General features: G+C 57.4%; 20 protein-coding genes. 10 read left to right on the top strand and 10 right to left on the bottom strand.

Annotated features, from left to right (window positions below; all coding sequences use genetic code 11):
• Positions 1-35 precede the first annotated feature (35 nt).
• Complete coding sequence (locus H6F59_RS06595; RefSeq protein WP_190696640.1) at positions 36-1,847, top strand: mechanosensitive ion channel family protein; 1,812 nt, start codon at positions 36-38, stop codon at positions 1,845-1,847.
• 102 nt (positions 1,848-1,949) lie between these two features.
• Here the strand turns inward: H6F59_RS06595 and H6F59_RS06590 are convergent, their stop codons facing one another.
• The 3 genes from H6F59_RS06590 to H6F59_RS06580 all read right to left on the bottom strand — a co-directional run bounded on the left by H6F59_RS06590 (position 1,950) and on the right by H6F59_RS06580 (position 5,418).
• The gene (locus H6F59_RS06590; RefSeq protein ID WP_190518360.1) at positions 1,950-2,513 is read right to left on the bottom strand and encodes a response regulator; all 564 of its coding nucleotides are present in this window, start codon (positions 2,511-2,513) and stop codon (positions 1,950-1,952) included.
• A 222-nt stretch (positions 2,514-2,735) separates the two neighbouring features.
• Positions 2,736-4,631, bottom strand: a complete 1,896-nt coding sequence (locus H6F59_RS06585; protein WP_242021288.1) for an ArsA family ATPase — start codon at positions 4,629-4,631, stop codon at positions 2,736-2,738.
• A 196-nt stretch (positions 4,632-4,827) separates the two neighbouring features.
• Positions 4,828-5,418 carry a DUF3105 domain-containing protein gene (locus H6F59_RS06580; RefSeq protein ID WP_190696637.1) on the bottom strand — a complete coding sequence of 197 codons (591 nt, stop codon included), beginning with the start codon at positions 5,416-5,418 and terminating at the stop codon, positions 4,828-4,830.
• A 205-nt stretch (positions 5,419-5,623) separates the two neighbouring features.
• On the opposite strand from H6F59_RS06580, the gene H6F59_RS06575 reads away from it, so the two are divergent.
• The 9 genes from H6F59_RS06575 to glmU all read left to right on the top strand — a co-directional run bounded on the left by H6F59_RS06575 (position 5,624) and on the right by glmU (position 13,097).
• Positions 5,624-6,046, top strand: coding sequence for a heavy metal-responsive transcriptional regulator (locus H6F59_RS06575; protein WP_190696635.1), 423 nt, complete (start codon positions 5,624-5,626; stop codon positions 6,044-6,046).
• Between the two features lie 127 nt (positions 6,047-6,173).
• On the top strand, positions 6,174-7,289 hold the full coding sequence (gene mnmA, locus H6F59_RS06570; RefSeq protein ID WP_190696633.1) for a tRNA 2-thiouridine(34) synthase MnmA: 1,116 nt from the start codon (positions 6,174-6,176) through the stop codon (positions 7,287-7,289).
• A gap of 8 nt (positions 7,290-7,297) precedes the next feature.
• Positions 7,298-7,645, top strand: a complete 348-nt coding sequence (locus H6F59_RS06565; RefSeq protein WP_190696631.1) for a DUF433 domain-containing protein — start codon at positions 7,298-7,300, stop codon at positions 7,643-7,645.
• Positions 7,646-7,647: 2 nt separating this feature from the next.
• Positions 7,648-7,980 carry a DUF5615 family PIN-like protein gene (locus H6F59_RS06560; RefSeq protein WP_190696630.1) on the top strand — a complete coding sequence of 111 codons (333 nt, stop codon included), beginning with the start codon at positions 7,648-7,650 and terminating at the stop codon, positions 7,978-7,980.
• A 54-nt stretch (positions 7,981-8,034) separates the two neighbouring features.
• A complete protein-coding gene (locus H6F59_RS06555) occupies positions 8,035-8,322 on the top strand; it encodes a DUF3288 family protein (RefSeq protein ID WP_190518369.1) in 288 nt (95 codons plus the stop codon).
• A gap of 66 nt (positions 8,323-8,388) precedes the next feature.
• The gene (locus tag H6F59_RS06550; RefSeq protein ID WP_190696628.1) at positions 8,389-8,964 is read left to right on the top strand and encodes a Uma2 family endonuclease; all 576 of its coding nucleotides are present in this window, start codon (positions 8,389-8,391) and stop codon (positions 8,962-8,964) included.
• 26 nt (positions 8,965-8,990) lie between these two features.
• A complete protein-coding gene (ggt, locus tag H6F59_RS06545) occupies positions 8,991-10,574 on the top strand; it encodes a gamma-glutamyltransferase (protein WP_190696626.1) in 1,584 nt (527 codons plus the stop codon).
• A gap of 121 nt (positions 10,575-10,695) precedes the next feature.
• Positions 10,696-11,613: an FTR1 family protein gene (locus tag H6F59_RS06540; protein WP_190697245.1), complete on the top strand. Its 918-nt coding sequence runs from the start codon at positions 10,696-10,698 to the stop codon at positions 11,611-11,613.
• 110 nt (positions 11,614-11,723) lie between these two features.
• Positions 11,724-13,097: a bifunctional UDP-N-acetylglucosamine diphosphorylase/glucosamine-1-phosphate N-acetyltransferase GlmU gene (gene glmU / locus H6F59_RS06535; protein WP_190696623.1), complete on the top strand. Its 1,374-nt coding sequence runs from the start codon at positions 11,724-11,726 to the stop codon at positions 13,095-13,097.
• Between the two features lie 109 nt (positions 13,098-13,206).
• Here the strand turns inward: glmU and H6F59_RS06530 are convergent, their stop codons facing one another.
• The 7 genes from H6F59_RS06530 to H6F59_RS06500 form a co-directional block, all read right to left on the bottom strand.
• Positions 13,207-13,500 carry a hypothetical protein gene (locus H6F59_RS06530; protein WP_190696620.1) on the bottom strand — a complete coding sequence of 98 codons (294 nt, stop codon included), beginning with the start codon at positions 13,498-13,500 and terminating at the stop codon, positions 13,207-13,209.
• A 6-nt stretch (positions 13,501-13,506) separates the two neighbouring features.
• A complete protein-coding gene (locus tag H6F59_RS06525; protein WP_190696617.1) occupies positions 13,507-14,100 on the bottom strand; it encodes a DUF3177 family protein in 594 nt (197 codons plus the stop codon).
• A gap of 201 nt (positions 14,101-14,301) precedes the next feature.
• A complete protein-coding gene (locus H6F59_RS06520; RefSeq protein ID WP_190696614.1) occupies positions 14,302-14,577 on the bottom strand; it encodes an AtpZ/AtpI family protein in 276 nt (91 codons plus the stop codon).
• A gap of 143 nt (positions 14,578-14,720) precedes the next feature.
• Entirely contained in the window at positions 14,721-15,071 is a 351-nt protein-coding gene (locus H6F59_RS06515; RefSeq protein WP_190518381.1) for a hypothetical protein, read from the bottom strand.
• Between the two features lie 102 nt (positions 15,072-15,173).
• Complete coding sequence (locus H6F59_RS06510; RefSeq protein WP_190696611.1) at positions 15,174-16,511, bottom strand: MFS transporter; 1,338 nt, start codon at positions 16,509-16,511, stop codon at positions 15,174-15,176.
• Positions 16,512-16,611: 100 nt separating this feature from the next.
• Complete coding sequence (locus H6F59_RS06505; RefSeq protein WP_190696608.1) at positions 16,612-17,415, bottom strand: SDR family NAD(P)-dependent oxidoreductase; 804 nt, start codon at positions 17,413-17,415, stop codon at positions 16,612-16,614.
• Between the two features lie 441 nt (positions 17,416-17,856).
• A complete protein-coding gene (locus H6F59_RS06500; protein ID WP_190518386.1) occupies positions 17,857-18,039 on the bottom strand; it encodes a CsbD family protein in 183 nt (60 codons plus the stop codon).
• Positions 18,040-18,156: the final 117 nt, after the last annotated feature.

Raw genomic sequence — 18,156 nt, 5'->3', positions numbered from 1 at the left:
CCTACCCTGCACTGTCGTTGCGATCGCGTTCTTCTATGCCCAGACCCACACCCAAACCGACGACTAGGTTTAGCCGTCCCCAACGGTGGATGCAGCTGCTGCTAGCGCTGCTGGGACTGCTGCTCACCCTAAGCTGGGGTCTGTCCCCAGCCGTGGCCCAAATCTCCAACCCCTTCGGCGGCAACAGCACCCTACCCCCAGCTGGGGTCGAGCGCATTGGCCTGCTTGAGACCACCGTAGTCGCCCTCGATGGCGATCCCCTCTTCGATATTGCCTCCCCAGCGGTATTTAACCGCAATGAATCGGGCGCGGAGGTGCCCGTTGAAGTGCGCGCGCGGCAAATCGAGACCAATCTCAGCCAGGTGGTCGACCGCACCCTGACGCCCATATCTGACGACAACGCCGTCAATAGCTCCTCCCTTAATGTGAGCATTGAAACCATTAGCGGCCAGCCCGTGCTATTTGCGATCGGAGCAGGCTTGGTCGAACCGAGGGTCCTGCTCACCATTACCGACACCGATGCTCAGTACAACGGGGCGTCGCAGCTCGATCTGGCCGATCGTTGGCAGGTCGTGCTGCGCGACTCGCTACGGCAGGCAGTCGACAGCCGCCTGCCCGAAGCTCGTCGGCGGCAGATTCGCCGCACCGTCTGGATTTTGCTGGCCAGCCTGCTGCTCACCCTTGTGCTAACCGGCATCTGGCGAGTGCTGGGCAGGCGCAAGAGCGAGCTAGAGCAAAAGCAAACTGACCAAAATAATCTCCCCATTCCCCCCGGAGCCGATGTCCCCGAGCAGCAGCTCTTGCAGGTGTTTAGCTACCAGCTCACCCTGGCCCAGCGGCTTCAGGTCGTAGCCTTCTTGCGCTGGCTAATGTTTTGGGGCATCGCCTTCGTGTGGGTTACAGGCATCGCCAGCGGGCTCTACATTTTTCCGCAAACCCGCAGCTATGCCTTTGGGTTGTTCTCAATTCCGGTGCTGCTGCTGCTGACCTGGTTTTTCACCGGGTTGCTCAACCGCGTGACCAACCTGGCCATTGAGCGAGTAGCCCAGGCCTGGAGCAAAAACGAGCTAGGCGATCTGGACGACATTCAGCGCAAATCGATGCGCATTTCGACCATTATTGGTGCCCTCAAAGGACTAAAGACGGCCGTCATCTATGCCCTAGCCACCCTGCTAGTGCTACAAACCCTGAGAATTGCCCCAGCGTCACTGCTGGCCTTTGGGGCAATTTCTGCCCTGGCCATTTCCTTTGCCGCTCAGAATTTGGTTAAAGACCTGGTCAACGGCTTTTTGATTTTGCTAGAAGACCAGTACGCCATCGGCGACCTGGTGACCACCGGCACCACCACCGGCATTGTGGAAAACTTGAATCTGCGGATCACCCAAATTCGCGGCGAAGATGGCCGTCTGGTCACCCTGCCCAACAGCCTCATTGCCCAAGTCGAAAACCTCAGCCGCGGCTGGTCGCGGGCCAACATCCTCGTCGATGTGGCCTATGGAACCAACGTCGATGAAGCTCTGTGGGTTCTACACGAAACTGCCCAGATTATGGCCAGCGACCCCGAGTGGCGCTATGCCATTCTCAACCCGGTCGAAATGTTGGGGGTTGAGAGCATAACCCACGCCGGCCTCACTCTTTTGATTTGGATCCGTACTCGACCCCTCAAGCAGTTTTTGGTGGCGCGTGAATTTCGCCGCCGCCTGCGTATTGCCTTTGACAAGGCGGGCATTGCCATCGGGGTGCCGCAGCAGGCATTCACAGAGCTGCCTGACGACACAGAACACCATAACCACAACAATGGCGCCGCCCATAGCACAGCAAAAAGCGGGGCTGTTGAACCCCGCTGACGGTTGTATGACTTGAAAGTTGAGTAGGCTTAGGGTGCAATGCCAGTCTCGGTCGGCTGCGCCAACGCAACGCCTGTTGCGATCGCCGCTGCCCTAACTGCTCTACTTCAGCTTTTGCTTAATGTAGGCCAGCATTTTGCCTAGCTGGCCTTTGAGCTGGGCCACCTCGCCTTGCAGCTGTGTCACCTGAGCCTGAAGAGCTTGGAATTCGGCGGCACTCACATCGCCGCCACCGGATGACGCCGCTGCAGCCGTGGCGGCGGGGGCGGTCATGGGGGTACGACGTGGCTTGCGAGCCTTAACCATCGACGCTTTGATTGCTTCGATCAGTTCTTTTTGCTCAAAGGGCTTTTGAATAAACTCGAAGTACTCGAAGGGCTCGGTAATTTTTTCGGTGACTTCTTCTTTGCGGCCAGACATCAGCACCAGGGGAATGTTCTGGAGGTCTGGATTCGCCTGAATTTCTTGGAAGACTTCCCAGCCGCTCATGCGGGGCAGCAAGAAGTCGAGCATGATCAGGTTGGGGCGTTGGCTGCGAATGGCATCCATGCCTTCTACACCATCTTGGGCTTCAATGACTTCAAAATTGCCCTGGGGAAGCATGTCGCGCACCCGCATGCGAATCACCCGGCTATCATCGATGACCAAAATCCTATGATTTGCCACAGTTGATTCCTCTCGCGGTGTCGAAGGCCATGGTAGGCGGTGCCATTAAGTATAGTTCAGGTTTTCGGAAAGTCTGTGCTAGGGCTGAAGAATATAGCGATCGCCGAGTGTGGGTTTGAATGCCCGCCCAATCTAGCCCAGAACTGGCTTTAGTATGCCCCGCTGGGCTTCAAAACTGACAGCGGCGGCCTAGAAACTGGGCTAAATTTAGCCGCCTTAAGCCTAGGGAGACTCTGGAGCAATCAGCAGATGGGCCGCCTGCTTCACCTGGCCAAACGGACTAGGGCTGGGTACCAGTGCCGGTAGCCGCACCACACACTGGTGAGGAAATAGCTCAGCGGGCAGGTCGCTACCGACTTGATAGCGGTTGTGGACAATGTAGCGCTGGGCAATGCCGCGATCGCCCAGGGTGTGGTTTAGCCGACTGGCCTCGGCCAAAATCGCCGTCTGGTTTTGTACGACGCCAATAAACTCGGTGTGCTGGGGGTCTTTGAGCTTATCTTGGGCAGTCAGCACCCGCTGGCGCAAGGTGCGCAGGCGGCCCATAAACTCCACCCGGCCCACCACATCCTTGTACTTAATCCAGAGCTTGAAGATCCACCCTAGCCAATCGCCCAAAGCCGTAGGCATCTCCAGAAACCGCAGTAGATGGCCAGTGGGAGCGGTGTCGAGCACAATCAGCTGCTGCTCGTTGCGCTCTAGCAAATCCATCACGGTAATCAGCGAGAGCATTTCGTCAATGCCAGGTAGGGCCTGAGCGACGATCTGCCGCCAGGCGGCGGGACCGTAGGCCATCTGAATGCCGCTAGCAATGTCGCCATCACCCGCCATCATGTCGGCCAATTCCCACAGGTAGTCGGTGCGAAACTGGTCGAGCACCATGTCGGCGCTGACCTCCTGGACCTGGAGGTTGGACAACAGCAGGGTGGGTTCGTGACCGAGGGGCTGGCCAAAGGCATCGCCCAAGGAGTGGGCTGGGTCGATGGACATGACCCGCAGGTTGGCCTCGGGATGGCGCTCGGCCAACCCCCAGCTCAGCGCCGCCGACACGGTGGTTTTGCCCACGCCGCCCTTGCCGCCCACCACAATCAGCCGTCGCCCTGCTGAGACAAAGTCCTCCACGCCTGGGGAAATCGGCTGCGGCCATTGGAGTATGGGGGAGATCTCGGCGGCAGGATCGGCTAGCGTCTGCGCTGAGGTTAGGGGCATGAGCTGGGGCATGAGGGCATCGAGGGCGACGCCGCCTAAAGGTTCCTGAGTTTGAGCCGGCACCCACAGCACCGGCTGCCCTTGAGCGATCGCCTCAAACTCGGCCAGCACCCGGCGATGGCTGTCTAAAACTTGGCCCGATTCTTGCAGCACGCGGTTAATCACTAGACCGCCGATGGGAACTCCCAACCGTCCTAAGGCAGTGATGAAGCGATCGCTCTCGGCCCAGCTCATCGGCTCAGGAATACCAATTACCCAGCAGGCAGTGCGATCGCTATCTTGAATCAACGCCCGGCCCTGCTCTAAATCGTGGCGCATGTCGGCGATGAACTGATCGGCATGGTCAGGGGTGTAACGACCCGCCAGGGTTTCGGTTAGGGTGCGGTGCTTTTGCTGAAATTGCCCCAGTGCCTCTAGCAGGGTATCGAGAAAATCCATCAGGGCAAACAGGCTGAGGGTGTGGCCGCTGGGGGCCATATCGACGACGACACGATCGGCTTCGCGATCGCGCAAAATCCGCTGAATTTCCAGTAGGGCCATCAGCTCATCAAGGCCGGGCCAGCCCATGTCCCACACGGGGCTGAGGTCATTGCCCTCCACAAAACTGCCCCGCTCGACCAGCAGCTCTAGCACGGTGCCATAGTCGGCCCGAAACTGCTCTAGCAACGCTGCCGCATCCAGGGCGCGCACCTGTACATTCAGCAGATCGGGCAGAGGGGTGGGCGTGTTATCCACTGTCAGTTGCAACACGTCCCCGAGGGAATGGGCCGGGTCGGTGGAGAGCAGCAGCACCGTTTCGTCGGGGTGCTGCTGGGCCAGCTGCCGCGCGAATCCGCAGGAAAGAGTGGTTTTGCCCACGCCGCCCTTGCCGCTAACCATAAACAATTGATGGGGCGATGATGTCAGCATTGGCTAACCTTACAGACTATTGAGCCTAGGGTGCCCAGGGCCATCGGCCAACGCTGGCCGCAGCATGAAACTTAAGGACGTGGCTCGGGAAGACCCTCCTGCATCAGGCAGACAACCGCTTGCTCCCGTTGGGATCACCGATCACAGGGAGATTTTCTCGGTTCGCAACTTCCCCAATCTTTACCCCTTCCCCTATCTACCGCACTGGGTTCTCAGGGCCCCGCCCGCGGTAGGCGTCGATAAAGGTGGCGGCGGCTTCTGGCTCAAATTCGGGCAAAATTAGCTTCTTCGTCCAGGCAGTGAGCACGACTTCTTTGCCCAGACCGGCCTTGGGCACCACTACCAGTCCATCCCAGAGGCCTGGAAAGTCTTTGGCCCAAGCCGTGAGCGTGTCCATCGCAGCTTGGCCAGGCTGGTCAACATAGATCACGATGTTGCCATGCTCAATGGAGTGCACCAGTTCTTCTAACCGCTGCTCTTGGGTGTAGACCCCCGGCAAAACAGGATTGGGATCGTGGGGGCCAGAGGTGGGGAAGTCGCTGTCGTAGTTGACCGCCTCACCAGGACTAACGTGGGCCTGCCCCTGGTCGGGAAAGGTTTCGATCGCCGCCATCGCCGCTGCGCCAACGGTGGTATTGGGTTCAAAAGCCACTGACTGAGGGCGGTTGCGGTACCATAGCCCGCCGAGCAGGGCGACCATGAGCGCCGCGATCCCCAGAGGCCCAAGGATCAACGACAGCGTTTTAGAAGAGGTACGGCGGCGCTTAGATCGTGCAGTCCGAGTCATAAATCTCAGGGCAAAACTATCAACATAGGTCTCGTTGACCAGTGTAGCGGCGGCAGATGGTGGGTGGGCTAGAGATGGCTAAGTTGCCAGTGGCGTCGGTAGCCGTTTTCACAGAGGAAAGTGGTTAGTAACGGAGGAGGGGAAGCCTTGACCCTCTAGGGAGCTAGAGAGTTTAGGATAGGGATGTTGATATCGGAGGCTCGCTATGACTGTGGCAACCCGGCTAAAAATTGGCGATGTTGCTAAACAAACCGGTATTGCGGTGGGGGCACTGCGCTATTACGAAAGTTTAGGCCTGCTGCACTCGGAGCGCGGCGATAACGGCTATCGCTACTATTCGCCTACAGCGGTACACCAGGTGCAGTTCATCAAAAAGGCTCAGGCGTTGGGCTTTTCTTTAGAGGATGTGGGAGATGTGCTCAACGTGCATCAGCGGGGGGATGTGCCCTGTGGGTTTGTGCAATCGCTGCTGCAAGACAAGATTCAACAGCTAGAAGACCAGATTCAACAGATGACGGCATTTAAGGCCGATTTAGAGGACTATCGCGATCGCTGGGCCGAGTCACAACCTCACCCACAACCGGGGGATATTTGCCCGCTGATCGAAACCGTGCCGCTGGCAGTTTAGCCCCAACGACGGCGAACTCTCCGTAAGGCTAAAGACCGTGAGCTAGAATGGGAAGCTGGATCAATCACCCTTACGGGTGAGATCTCACCCCTGCACTCTCTCGCAATTTAGGCGCAGCATTTCAGCCATGGAAAGGATTGTAGTCGGGCTCTCCGGAGGCGTAGATAGCTCTGTAGCGGCGGCAACCCTGCACCAGCAGGGGTACGACGTAGTGGGCCTCACCCTGTGGTTGATGAAGGGTAAGGGTCAGTGCTGCTCTGAGGGCATGGTCGATGCTGCCAAGCTCTGCGAAGATTTGGGCATTGAGTACCACGTGGTCGATAGCCGCGAGGTGTTTGAGCGAGAAATAATTAATTATTTAGTAGAAGGCTACGGCAGCGGCATTACGCCCCTGCCCTGTTCGCAGTGCAACCGGGCGGTCAAGTTTGGGCCGATGCTGCAGTATGCCAATGAGGAGCTGGGGTGCGATCGCATCGCCACCGGCCACTATGCCCGCATCACCCAAAACACTGAGACGGGCCGCTATGAGCTGCGCCGCGCCGTCGACCCGGCCAAAGATCAGTCCTACTTTCTCTACGACCTCACCCAAGATTTGCTGGCCGCCTGCGACTTTCCCCTGGGTCACCAGACTAAGACCGAAACCCGTCGTATGGCCGCTGAGTTGGGCCTGCACACCGCCGCCAAACCCGACAGCCAAGACCTCTGCCTGATCGAGCACCACGGCTCGATGCAGACCTTTTTGGATAAATATCTGGCTCCCAAGCCCGGCGACATTGTCGATACCGAAGGCCGCATGCTCGGCCAGCACACCGGCATTCACCACTACACCATTGGCCAGCGCAAGGGCCTGGGCATTGCCGCCGCTAACCCGCTCTACGTGGTGGGCTTTGACATGGGTAAAAACCATGTGATTGTCGCCGATCGCAGCGATGCCCATCTGCCCGATTGCACTGTGCAGCGGGTGAACTGGGTGTCGATCGCCGCCCCCCAGGAGCCGATGAAGGTGTCAGTGCAAATTCGCTACCGCAGTGAGGCGGTGGGAGCAACGCTGGTTCCCCTGCCGGCGGTCGATGGCACGGGCGATCGGGTGCGCATTGTGTTTGACGAGCCCCAGTTTGGTGTTACCCCCGGTCAGGCGGCAGTGTGGTACGACGGCGATCGGGTTCTGGGCGGCGGGTTAATTGAAGCCGCTGTCCCCGAGATATCTGCCCCTGTGACCGAAGCTGAAGCCCTTAGCTATTGAGCGCTCCTATGACTTCTCAATCGCTGAAAACTCAGCTTCAAACCCTCACCGCTGCAGAAAAGGGAGACGCCATACAGATTCTGACTGAAACCTTAAGTCGGCCTTCCCTGGGCGTTACCAAAATCCCTGAGGTAATGGGTGGTGATGCTTGCATTGCCAATACTCGCTTACCCGTTTGGCTATTTATCAGCCTGCGGCAGCAGGGCGCTACGGATGCAGAACTGCTAGAGTCTTACCCTCACCTAACAGCGGCAGATTTGGTCAATGTTTGGGCCTACGCCGATGCCCACCCGGAGGAAATTGCGATCGCCCTTCAAGAGCAGGAAAACGCTGCGGACGGCACCCCTAAACTTTAGCTATGGCTGGGCTATATGCTGATGAGCAGTTTCCTCGTCCCGTTGTAGAAGCACTGCGTAGATTTGGCCACAACGTCGTGACCGTTCAAGAAGCCGGGCAAGCAGGAGCGACTGATCCTAACGTTTTGGTCTATGCGATCGCCAATCAGCTCACTGTTGTAACTCAAAACCGTCGTGATTTTATTAAGCTACACCAGCTAAATTCTCACCATGCCGGAATCATTGTTTGCTCCGAGAATCGAGACTTTCTCGGACTAGCCCAGCGGATTAACGATGCTATCTGCAATGAGACGTCGCTCCAAGGTAAGCTGCTGCGAGTTAGTCGTTCTGGATAGCGGTTTCAGGCGCATAACGTTATTACAAAACTGATCGAACCAGGTCACTGTCCTATGGCTGATATCACTAAAGACCAGCAACACCCCCAGTACAAGACCGATCGCCAGGTGGTAAACCAGCTTTTGGCGGGTGAAGCCACCGATTTCAACCTAGTCGAGCTGGCCCGGCTGATGACTCGCTACGAAGGCTTTCCCGGTGCCCGCGACATTCAGACCGACCTCAAAAAGGCCCTCAACCGCTGGCAGCTCACCGAAGCCGAACTGTTCGAAAAAACCCGCGCCATCCACCAGCAGGGCGAGGTCTATAAGGGGTTAGGCCGGGGCCGCGAAGACTGGAGCTAGAGATAGCGATCAGGCATTCTTACCCTTCTTAGAGCCGTGGCACAATTAGGGAAAGCGGAGCAACCCATGATCCCCTCCACCACAGCAGCTCTTCTTAGCTTTGAAGACTACATTGCCTACGATGACGGCACTGAAAACCGTTATGAACTGGCGGATGGAGAGCTGGTTGCCATGACTCCGCCGACTTTTCGGCACATGCTGATTGCCAAGTTCATTGAGCAGTGCCTGGATGCAGAAATCGCTCGCCTGGGTCTGGGTTGGTTCTGCTTTCGGGAAGCCGGAGTGCGTACTGGGGTGCGAAAATCGCGGTTGACGGATGTCTATGTGTTAACACCAGAACAAGTTGGTGAACTGGTGAATCGGGCGGCGATCGCCCAAACGCCTCCGTTGCTCGCTGTAGAAGTCGTTAGCCCCGACTCCATTACCCGCGACTATCGTTACAAGCGCACAGAATACGCTGCCCTAGAGATTCCCGAATACTGGATTGTCGATCCGCTGGAGTCTAAAGTGACGGTGCTGACCTTCAATGAAGGGCTCTACGACGAAGCCGTATTTTTTGGGGATCAGCTCCTGGTGTCGCCCACATTTCCTGAGCTGTCGCTGTCAGTGGAGCAGATTTTGGCGGCGGGCAATCTGCCTTAGCAGCGCGAGGGATATACTACTCAGCTATGAGTATTCCTCCTAAAACCAATCGAGGCGCAGTTGCGGCAGGCCACGCCCTCACCGCCGAAGCTGGGGCTGAGATGCTCCGCCAGGGCGGCAATGCCTTTGACGCCGCGATCGCCGCCGCTTTCACCGCCTGCGTGGTGGAATCGTCTTTAACCTCCCTGGCAGGGGGCGGATTTTTGCTGACCCACACGGCGGCAGGCGAGAACCGACTGTTCGACTTTTTTTGCCAAACGCCTCGATCAAGGGAAACGGGGCGATCGCCCGACTTCTACCCCATCCACGCCAACTTTGGCGACACCATCCAGGAGTTTCACATTGGCCTGGGGTCGATAGCAGTGCCGGGGGCGATCGCTGGGCTGCTCCACGTTCACCAAAAGCTAGGTCGCTTGCCGCTTCAGCAGATCGTAGCCCCTGCCCAACATTGGGCTACCCAGGGGACTGCAGTAGAGCCGTTTCGCGCTGGCTGCTTTCAAATTTTGGGCTCCATTCTCACGGCAACCGCCGAGGCCAGGGCGATCTATGCGCCGGGAGGCACGTTGCTAACAGCGGGCGATCGCTTTTATCTATCTGACTTTGCCGCATTTTTGGACGACCTGGTGCAGCAGGGAGCTGACCTGTTTTATCGGGGAGATTTGGCCCATGCGATCGCCCAAAACTGCCAGGCCCACGGCGGCTACCTCAGCCTAGAGGATCTGCAAACCTACCAGGTCGTCGAGCGCGAACCGCTAGCGGTGCCCTACGGCAGCGCCACCCTGCTCACCAACCCGCCCCCCAGCTCTGGCGGCACGCTGATTGCCTTTGCCCTGCACCTGTTGGCCCAGTCTTCCCCTGCCCTGACGGCTCACGGTAGCCCGCGCCACGTCGCCATTCTGCGAGAGGTGATGGGCCTCACCAACCTGGCTCGCCAAAAGGGCTACGACGATCACCTTTACCGTAGCGAGATCGCTCAAGAATTCTTAGGTGTGACCCATCTAACTCCCTACTTAGAGCAGTTTCAGGCCGTTCTCAACCGGGGGGGCAGCAAGTGGGGCAGCACCACCCACATCAGCGCGATCGATGGCGAGGGCAACGCCGCTAGCCTCACCACCTCTAACGGCGAAGGCTCGGCCTACGTCATCCCCGGCACTGGCATCATGATGAACAACATGCTGGGCGAAGAAGACCTCAACCCCCAAGGCTTTCACCAGTGGCCGACCAACCAGCGGATGTCGTCGATGATGGCCCCCAGCCTGGTGCTGCAAGACGGCAAGCCCCGTCTGGTGCTGGGGTCGGGCGGCTCAAACCGCATTCGCACCGCGATTTTGCAGGTGGTGTCGAACGTACTCGACTTTGGCATGGATATCGAAGCCGCCGTCAGTGCGCCCCGGCTCCACTGGGAACGGGGCGCACTGCATTTAGAGCCGGGTTATGAGCAGGCGGCGATCGCGGCCCAAGCCATTACCGGCAATGACGTTTGCACCTGGTGGCAGGCCCCCAGCATGTTTTTTGGCGGCGTCCATGCCGTAGCGGTTGATGCCGATGGCACCCTCTCGGGCGTGGGCGACGGCCGACGGGGCGGAGCCTGGGTTGTGGTCGATGGTTAAGGAACTCGCTCGTCTCCATTCCGACACGCCTTCTGACCGTTGCAGCCCCAGATTTCCAGCAAAGGGCGGGGTTGTTTGACACAATACCAATAGCTCTCCCAACCTAAGCATGGCCCCAAGCATGGATCTCACCGCTGCCCTGCCCACGTTTTTTATCACTCTGCGCGAAGGGGTTGAAGCCGCCCTGGTCGTCGGCATTGTGCTGGCCTGCCTGGCCAAGGCCAACCGCCAAAGCCTCAACCCCTGGGCCTACGCTGGCATCGCTGCAGGGCTAGCCGGTAGCGTCATGCTCGGCATTGCCCTAGGGTTGGGGCTCCAGCAGATTCAGCAGGTGCTGCCCAGTCTGCAAACGGTGATCAAGCCGCTGTTGAATGTGCTGTTTGGGGCGATCGCCGTCATCATGCTGAGCTGGATGCTGCTGTGGATGACCCGCCAGGCCCGCAGCCTCAAGGGCGAAATTGAGGGTACGGTGCGATCTGCCCTTGACGAGGCCCAAACCGCTGGCTGGAGCGTCTTTAGCCTGGTCTGCATTGCCGTGCTGCGCGAGGGATTTGAAACGGTACTGTTTATTTTCACCAACGTCGAAACCAGCGTATCCGCCATAGCAGGGGCTGTGGGTGGACTGCTCGGTGCCGTACTCATTGGCCTAGCCCTGTTTCGCTGGGGCCTGCGCATCAACCTCAAGCGCTTTTTTCAGGTGATGGGTGTACTGCTGCTGCTCATCGTCGGCGGCCTAGTGGTTTCAGTCTTTAAGAATTTGGATGCCGCCCTAGCAGCCATTAGCCAAATCAACCCCACCGCCGACCTCTGCTTCGCCCAAAGCTCCTGTATCCTCGGCCCGCTGGTGTGGGATGGCAGTATCATTCTGCCCGATCGCCAATTCCCCGGCGTCGTCCTCAAAACCCTGCTCGGCTACCGCGATCACCTGTATCTACTTCAAATCATCGCCTACTTGGGCTTCTTAGCCCTCGTCGGCAGCCGCTACTTCCGCAGCCTCACCCCCTCTCTACCCACCACTACTCCATCCCCCCCCCCCTAAACCCCTGCCCCCTTACCCATCCATCCATCCCCCTATCCACTCACCTCCTCCCCACCCCTCCCCAAACCGCGATATACTCCTTCGAGCCATCCCCACTAAGGACATCACCCATGGTCGCTGTCGCCATTCTTGCCGCCGGGCGCGGCACCCGCATGAAATCGAGCCTGCCTAAGGTGCTGCACTCAGTGGGGGGCAAATCGATGGTCGAGCGCGTGCTAGATGGGCTAGCCGATCTCAACCCCAGCCATACCATCATCGTTGTCGGCTTTGGTCAAGACCAAGTGAAAGCGGCCTTAGCCCACATCCCCGGCCTCACCTTTGTAGAACAGACCGAACAACTCGGCACCGGCCACGCCGTGCAGCAGGTGATCCCCCACCTAGAGGGATTTGACGGCGATCTGTTGGTGCTCAATGGCGATGTACCCCTGCTGCGGCCCGAAACCATTCAAACCCTGGTCAAAACCCATCAAGATAAGGGCAACGCCGCCACCCTGCTCACGGCCCAGTTCACCGACCCGACGGGCTACGGGCGAGTGTTTTGCACCGAGCAAAACCTGATTACCGAGATTGTTGAGCACCGCGACTGTAGCCCCGCCCAGCGCCAAAACCCACGCATCAATGCCGGAGTCTACTGCTTTAACTGGGCCCAGCTAATGACGGTGCTGCCCCACCTCAGCGCCGACAACGACCAGCAGGAGTACTACCTCACCGACGTCGTCAAAGACATGACCCCAGCTATGGCGGTGGATGTGGAAGACTGCCAGGAGATCTTCGGCATCAACAGCCGCAAGCAGCTGGCCGAGGCCTACGCCATTCTGCAAGACCGCATCAAAGACCACTGGATGGCAGCAGGAGTCACCCTGATCGATCCCGACAGCACCACCATCGACACCACAGTTCAGCTCGAACCCGATGTGATCATCGAGCCCCAGACCCATCTGCGGGGCAAAACCGTGGTGGGCACCGGCAGCCGCATCGGCCCCGGCAGCCTGGTCGAAAACAGCCAGATTGGAGCCTACGCTACTGTCGCCTTTTCGGTAGTTAGCGACAGCACCGTAGGCTATGGTACGCGGGTTGGCCCCTACACCCACCTGCGGGGCGCAGCGGTGGTGGGCGACAACTGTCGCATTGGCAACTTTGTAGAGATTAAGAAATCGACCTTGGGAATGGGCACCAATGTAGCCCACCTCTCTTACCTAGGCGACGCTACCTTAGGCAATAAGGTGAATGTGGGAGCGGGGACGATTACAGCGAACTACGACGGTTATAAAAAGCACCCAACCGTGATTGGCGATCGCACCAAAACCGGCAGCAACAGCGTACTCGTCGCCCCTATTACCATTGGCAGCGACGTCACCATCGCTGCTGGGTCAGTAGTGCGTAAGGATGCCCCAGACAACTGCCTCGTCGTCTCCCGCGCTCCGCAAAAAAATCACGAAGGGTGGCAGCCGAAGCATCTGAGGGAAGAAAAGACAGAAGAGTAGAGGAGTAAAGGGGGTGCAAGGTGCAGGGTATAAGGTGTGAGGCGCAGAGCTTGGCTCCCATCCTTATGCCCTCTTACTCCTATACCCTTGCCTTGCCCTCAAGGAATCCCTAAACTCCAGCAGCTTCTAATAAAGGCAGCATCTCGGCCCAGGGAAGCTCGCGGTGTAGGTATTGGGGGGCAGTAGGATTGTAGGGGCCAACCATGATGTCGATCGCTGTGATCTCGGCATTTTCAGGCAGCACAGGCACATCAGGGTCGGCGGCTGTGGGGTGCATCAGCGAGCTAGAGAAGCCGCGGAAAATCAGCACCTCGTCGGCTTCGCCGTCAATAGCGGCCCGCACCAGCAGCACCAGCTGAGGGTGTCTGAGGGTAAATTGCTCTAGCCGAAAACCGGGGGCCATGGCGGGTTAGTTAATCGCTTGGCGGCCCTGCTTGCCCAGGCGCACAAACACAAACCAGGCCAAAGACGCCATATAAATGACCAGCCCTAGAATGCCGAAGAACCCCAGGAAACCGTTGGTATAGCCCGCGTGGAAATATTCTTTGTAGAGCAGCGGCGGCTCTAGCCAGGTTTGACAGTCGGCCGCGCCGAAGCGGGCGTTGGAAAAGGCACAGGGCAAAAAGCCAAGCACGATCGCCCCGCCAATGATGTTGTAAATGGTGATTGCCCAACGCCAAGCGCTAAACAGCAGCTTGAGCAGCGAATCGGGCTGCTCGCGAATCTCTTCATTGAGGTCGACCCAAAACCACAGCCCCACCGGAATCAGGATGCGCGCCATCAGCCCCGACAAAAAGCTGATGTTAAAGCCGCCAATCATTAGATAGACGGTGATCATCAGCAGGCTTGCCACCCTCCAATAAATGGTGAGCAGGTGCTGAATGGATTCGTTCTTTTGCACAAAGGCCCAGAGCAGCAGCACTAGGGGCAAAAATACGGTGAATAAAACCGCCAGTCGATAGTCCGTCCAGACTAGGGCGCGCAGCAACGAGGGTTCTAACATAGGGGCGCAGTAGCGATACAGTCCATCAAGCTAGCCGCATCTTGGCGTAGGCCTAAAGCTACACCTCGATCGCTGAAGCAGGCCGTTTGGCCTAGTACCCGTCGAGGGCAAACATAGCAGCTAGCTGGCTCAGCGATGTGCCAAACCAGCCTATAGAGTAACATTTGCCCTACCCCTTTCTAGCGAGGGCAAAACTCATTCCTAGAGCCGCGTAGAGGAAACGTCAGCCTCGGGTGCAGGGCGTTTCATCCACATCCAGAGGTTAATTAGCCCTGCGGTTAGGCCCAGGAGAGCGGCGGCGATCGCCCAAGAAATTTCCCCTTGTAGCTGCCTATCAACCAAGCTACCGAGAATGTAACCCCCTAACGGCAGCCCTAGAAGCGACAGCGAAACCCGCATCACAAAAGTAGGCATGCTACTGTTTTGGGCCCTCACCGATAGGTTGGAGGGGTTGGGCTGACGGGCATTGTTTTTCATGGTCAAATGAAGCCAAAGTAGACAGTGGTAGCCTGCCAAGCTAAAGGCGACCGGTTAGATGGCCGCAGGGTTTAAGGTTCACGGGCAGACCTTAAACCCTAAAACAAGCCTCTAGAGCTAGTCACCAAAGGCCTGCTCAAACCTTAGCGCCAGGTGCGATTGCCGTCTTCGTCAATGCGAGCTTGGCGAATAACGTCAGAAATTTCTTCTGCATCTTTGATGTGGTGCAGCGCTTTCTGGCCTTCCTCGGGGTCGTCGACGACAAAATAGGTGGGTACTACGATGCGATCGCCGGTAATATCGGCCGTGTCAACAGCCACCTGCTTGGACTTTTCTTCCAGGGTTTTCTCGCCATCGACGTAATCGCCTGGGTTGAGCACCAGGTCGTCTTCTCTCATTGCCCGCTTCATCTCCGCCCGCTGCTCTGGGGAAACTTCCTCGGGAGTGAGGGGCTGACTGATTGGCTTACGCTCTTCAGAATTCTGATTATCCATGGAGTCTACCTCTTTGAGTAGCGTTTGCATGAGCCTAAGCTACTGCTTTTGAGATACTAGCCACATCGCTCAAAGGAGGCAGGTCCAAATCTCTCGTTGTAGCTATTTTGTCACTGGGGCCAAGGCGCTGACCGCTTCGTTTTCAGCTGTTCTAACGGGTTCTGTCACACGCAGCATCAGCAGCGCCGCCAGCCCTAGCAAGATGCCTCCCAAAGCGAGAGCCCACAGGCGATTGTCTTGCAGCAGGGTCTTCATCACCCAGCCAAACCCCAGGGACATGGCGATCTGAGGCAGCGTGATAAAGCCATTGAAAATCCCCATATAAACTCCGCTTTGGCCCTCCGCCAGGTCATCCATCAGCAGCGAGTAAGGAATGGCCAGGATGCTGGCCCAAGCGATGCCCAGCCCGACCATCGAAAGCAGCACCGGGTAGCGGCTGTGCACCAGCAGCAGCGACAGCAGCCCCACCGAGCCCGCCATCAGGCAGCAGGCATGCACCATTACCCGTCCCCAGCGCTGGCTCAGGGAGGGGATGACCCACGACACCCCCAGGCAGACCAGGTTATAGAAGGCCGTACAAAGGCCAGCCCATTCTACGTTGTGGGAGTAGCTGGTCAGGGAGCGATCGGGGCTGGCCAAAACGTTGAGGGCGATCGCATTGGGCAGATACAAAAAAATGCAATAGATGCCGGCCCAGCTCAGAGCCTGCACCGCCGCTAGCTGCCGCATCATCGGGGGCAGTTCTGCCATTGCCTCAGCGATCGCCCCTAGCATTGGCGGGCGCTCCTCCTCAACCAACTCCTCAGCAAAAGCAGCAGCTTGGGGGGCTGGTTCATCCACGGCCAAAAAGGTGGCCACGGAACCCACCAAGCAGACGGCTGCCCCCACCCAGTAGGCCCCCCGAATCACGTCTGGAATGCCCATGTGGGAGACTGGTTCTAGCTGAAACACGTGCTCTAGAATCCAGGGCAGCCCCGCCGCGCAGATGGTGCCGAGGCCGATGCAAAACCCCTGTAGCGAGTAACCTAGGGTGCGATGGGCCGGTGAAAGCAAATCGCCCACAAAGGGGCGACTGGGAGCAACGCTGACGTTGAGGGCGAGCTGCAACACCCAGTACAGCGCCACCGCCTGAATCAAACTGGTGGCCAGGGGCATCGCCAGCAGCATCGCCGCCCCAATCACGGCACCGCCTAAGAAATAGGGCTGCCGCTTGCCCCAGCGGCTGACAGTGCGATCGCTGAGTTCTCCGACAATTGGCTGGGCCAGCAGGCCCATTAGCGGTGCCCCCAGCCACAGCAGTGGCAACTGACTGGCCTCGGCCCCCAGGCTCTCAAAAACGGCGCTGGCATGGGCGGTTTGCAAACCGTTGCCAATCTGCACCCCCCAAAAACCCAGATTCATGGTGATCAGCAGACGTAGACTGGGGGGCTCAAGGTCCATGGTGATCGCGCGGGAGTAAGGGTTAAACCTCGTTTATCCTGCTGGGGGCACAGCACCGACCACATCTTTCACAAGACGCATTTCGTCTTGGGCAAGCCCTCTACAACCCTACGCCAGCCACCGAACCACCATCGACTCGGTAGTTGGCTCCCACCACAAAGCTCGACTGCTGAGAGCAGAGGAATGCAATTACCGCCGCAACCTCTTCGGCTTTGCCCCGGCGCTTAAGCTCTAAGTGAGGCCGCTCTTCGTCGAGAAAAGTAGCGATCGCTTGGTCAACGGTGGTGCCCATTTTTTTAGCCCGCTGCTCCATCATGGCGTCGGTCATTGGAGTGGCAATAAAGGCTGGAGCCACCGAGTTCACCAACACGCCGTCTTGGGCGTAGGCTTTAGACAAGTTTTTAGCAAAGTTTAATACCCCAGCTTTAGAGGCACAGTAGGGCATTTCATCGATGTAGGGCTGCACCGCGTCTTCAGAGGCCACTAGTACCACTCGCCCCCAGCCCGCCTCTCGCATCGCGGGGATAAACGTGCGGCACACGCGCACAGCACCCATCAGATTGATGTCTAGCGCCTGTTGCCAATCGTCATCGCCAATGTCGAGAAAGTCACCCGTAGCCCCAGTAATACCTGCACAATTGACCAAGATATCGACCTGACCAAAGTGGCTCAAAATTTCCTTCTGGGCGGCTTCGATGTCGGCTAGGCTGCGCAGATCGGCCTGCACCGCCAAGGCTTCACCGATCGCACTCACCTCATCGACCGTGTCCTGAAGCTGGGTCGTTGTCTTGTCAATCAGGGCAACTTTTACCCCTTCATGGGCCAACAGCTTAGCGGTAGCGCGGCCAATGCCAGAATCGCCACCAGTGATGACAGCCACTTTGTCTTTAATGCCAAGCTCCATTGATATCTCCTTAACCTATTCAAAATAAATTTTTATAAACTTTAAAATTTTTAACCCTAGAAATAAATCTGTCTATCAACAGAGTGCAGGCTAGAAAGCAGCATTCGTTAAGGGGTAGTTAAAAAGTCCTAACTTGACATTAAAAGATTACAGTCTCCCGATTTTCCCCTTTAAGGCAAGTGCTTACGTCTAAGTATTGAAGGCAGAGGACGCGGCTGATTAGAGGTGCGGTGACTAGTCTTTTTTCAGACAGCCCTTGGACAAGAAGCTGAATATTGTGGTTTGCGGTCTGCTTGTGCGCTCTATCGCAAACTAACTAAGTGAGGCCAAACGAGTTGCTCGACTCCAAAACACTTAACTCCAAAAAATTGATCAAACAAAAAAGGGAGAGCACCAAAACTGCTCTCCCTTCAATGGTCTACAGCAAATTGTCAGTCAAAACTAATCAATGATTTTTTTGACTTGATCTTTGACATCCTCTTTGGCATGCTGGGCACTAGATTCACCCTGCTTAGACTTACCTTCCACTTCGTCAGAAGTATTGCCGGTTACTTTGCCAGCGGCTTCCTGTGCTTTGCCTTGAATATTTTTGCCGGTTGCTTCGGCTCTATCTTGAATGCTCATTGGTGAATCCTCTACTTCTTCGTTTTTCACCTTTACAGCTTAGAAACCGGTTTGGTAAGCACCATCCCCCTACAGGAACACTTTGCTTTGGCGGCATCAGATTGCGGTACTGTTGAA

It is taken from the genome of Nodosilinea sp. FACHB-141, assembly GCF_014696135.1.
Lineage (GTDB): Bacteria > Cyanobacteriota > Cyanobacteriia > Phormidesmidales > Phormidesmidaceae > Nodosilinea.
The sequence above is the reverse complement of the archived record's forward strand: the minus strand, read 5'-3'. Positions and strand labels throughout refer to the sequence as shown.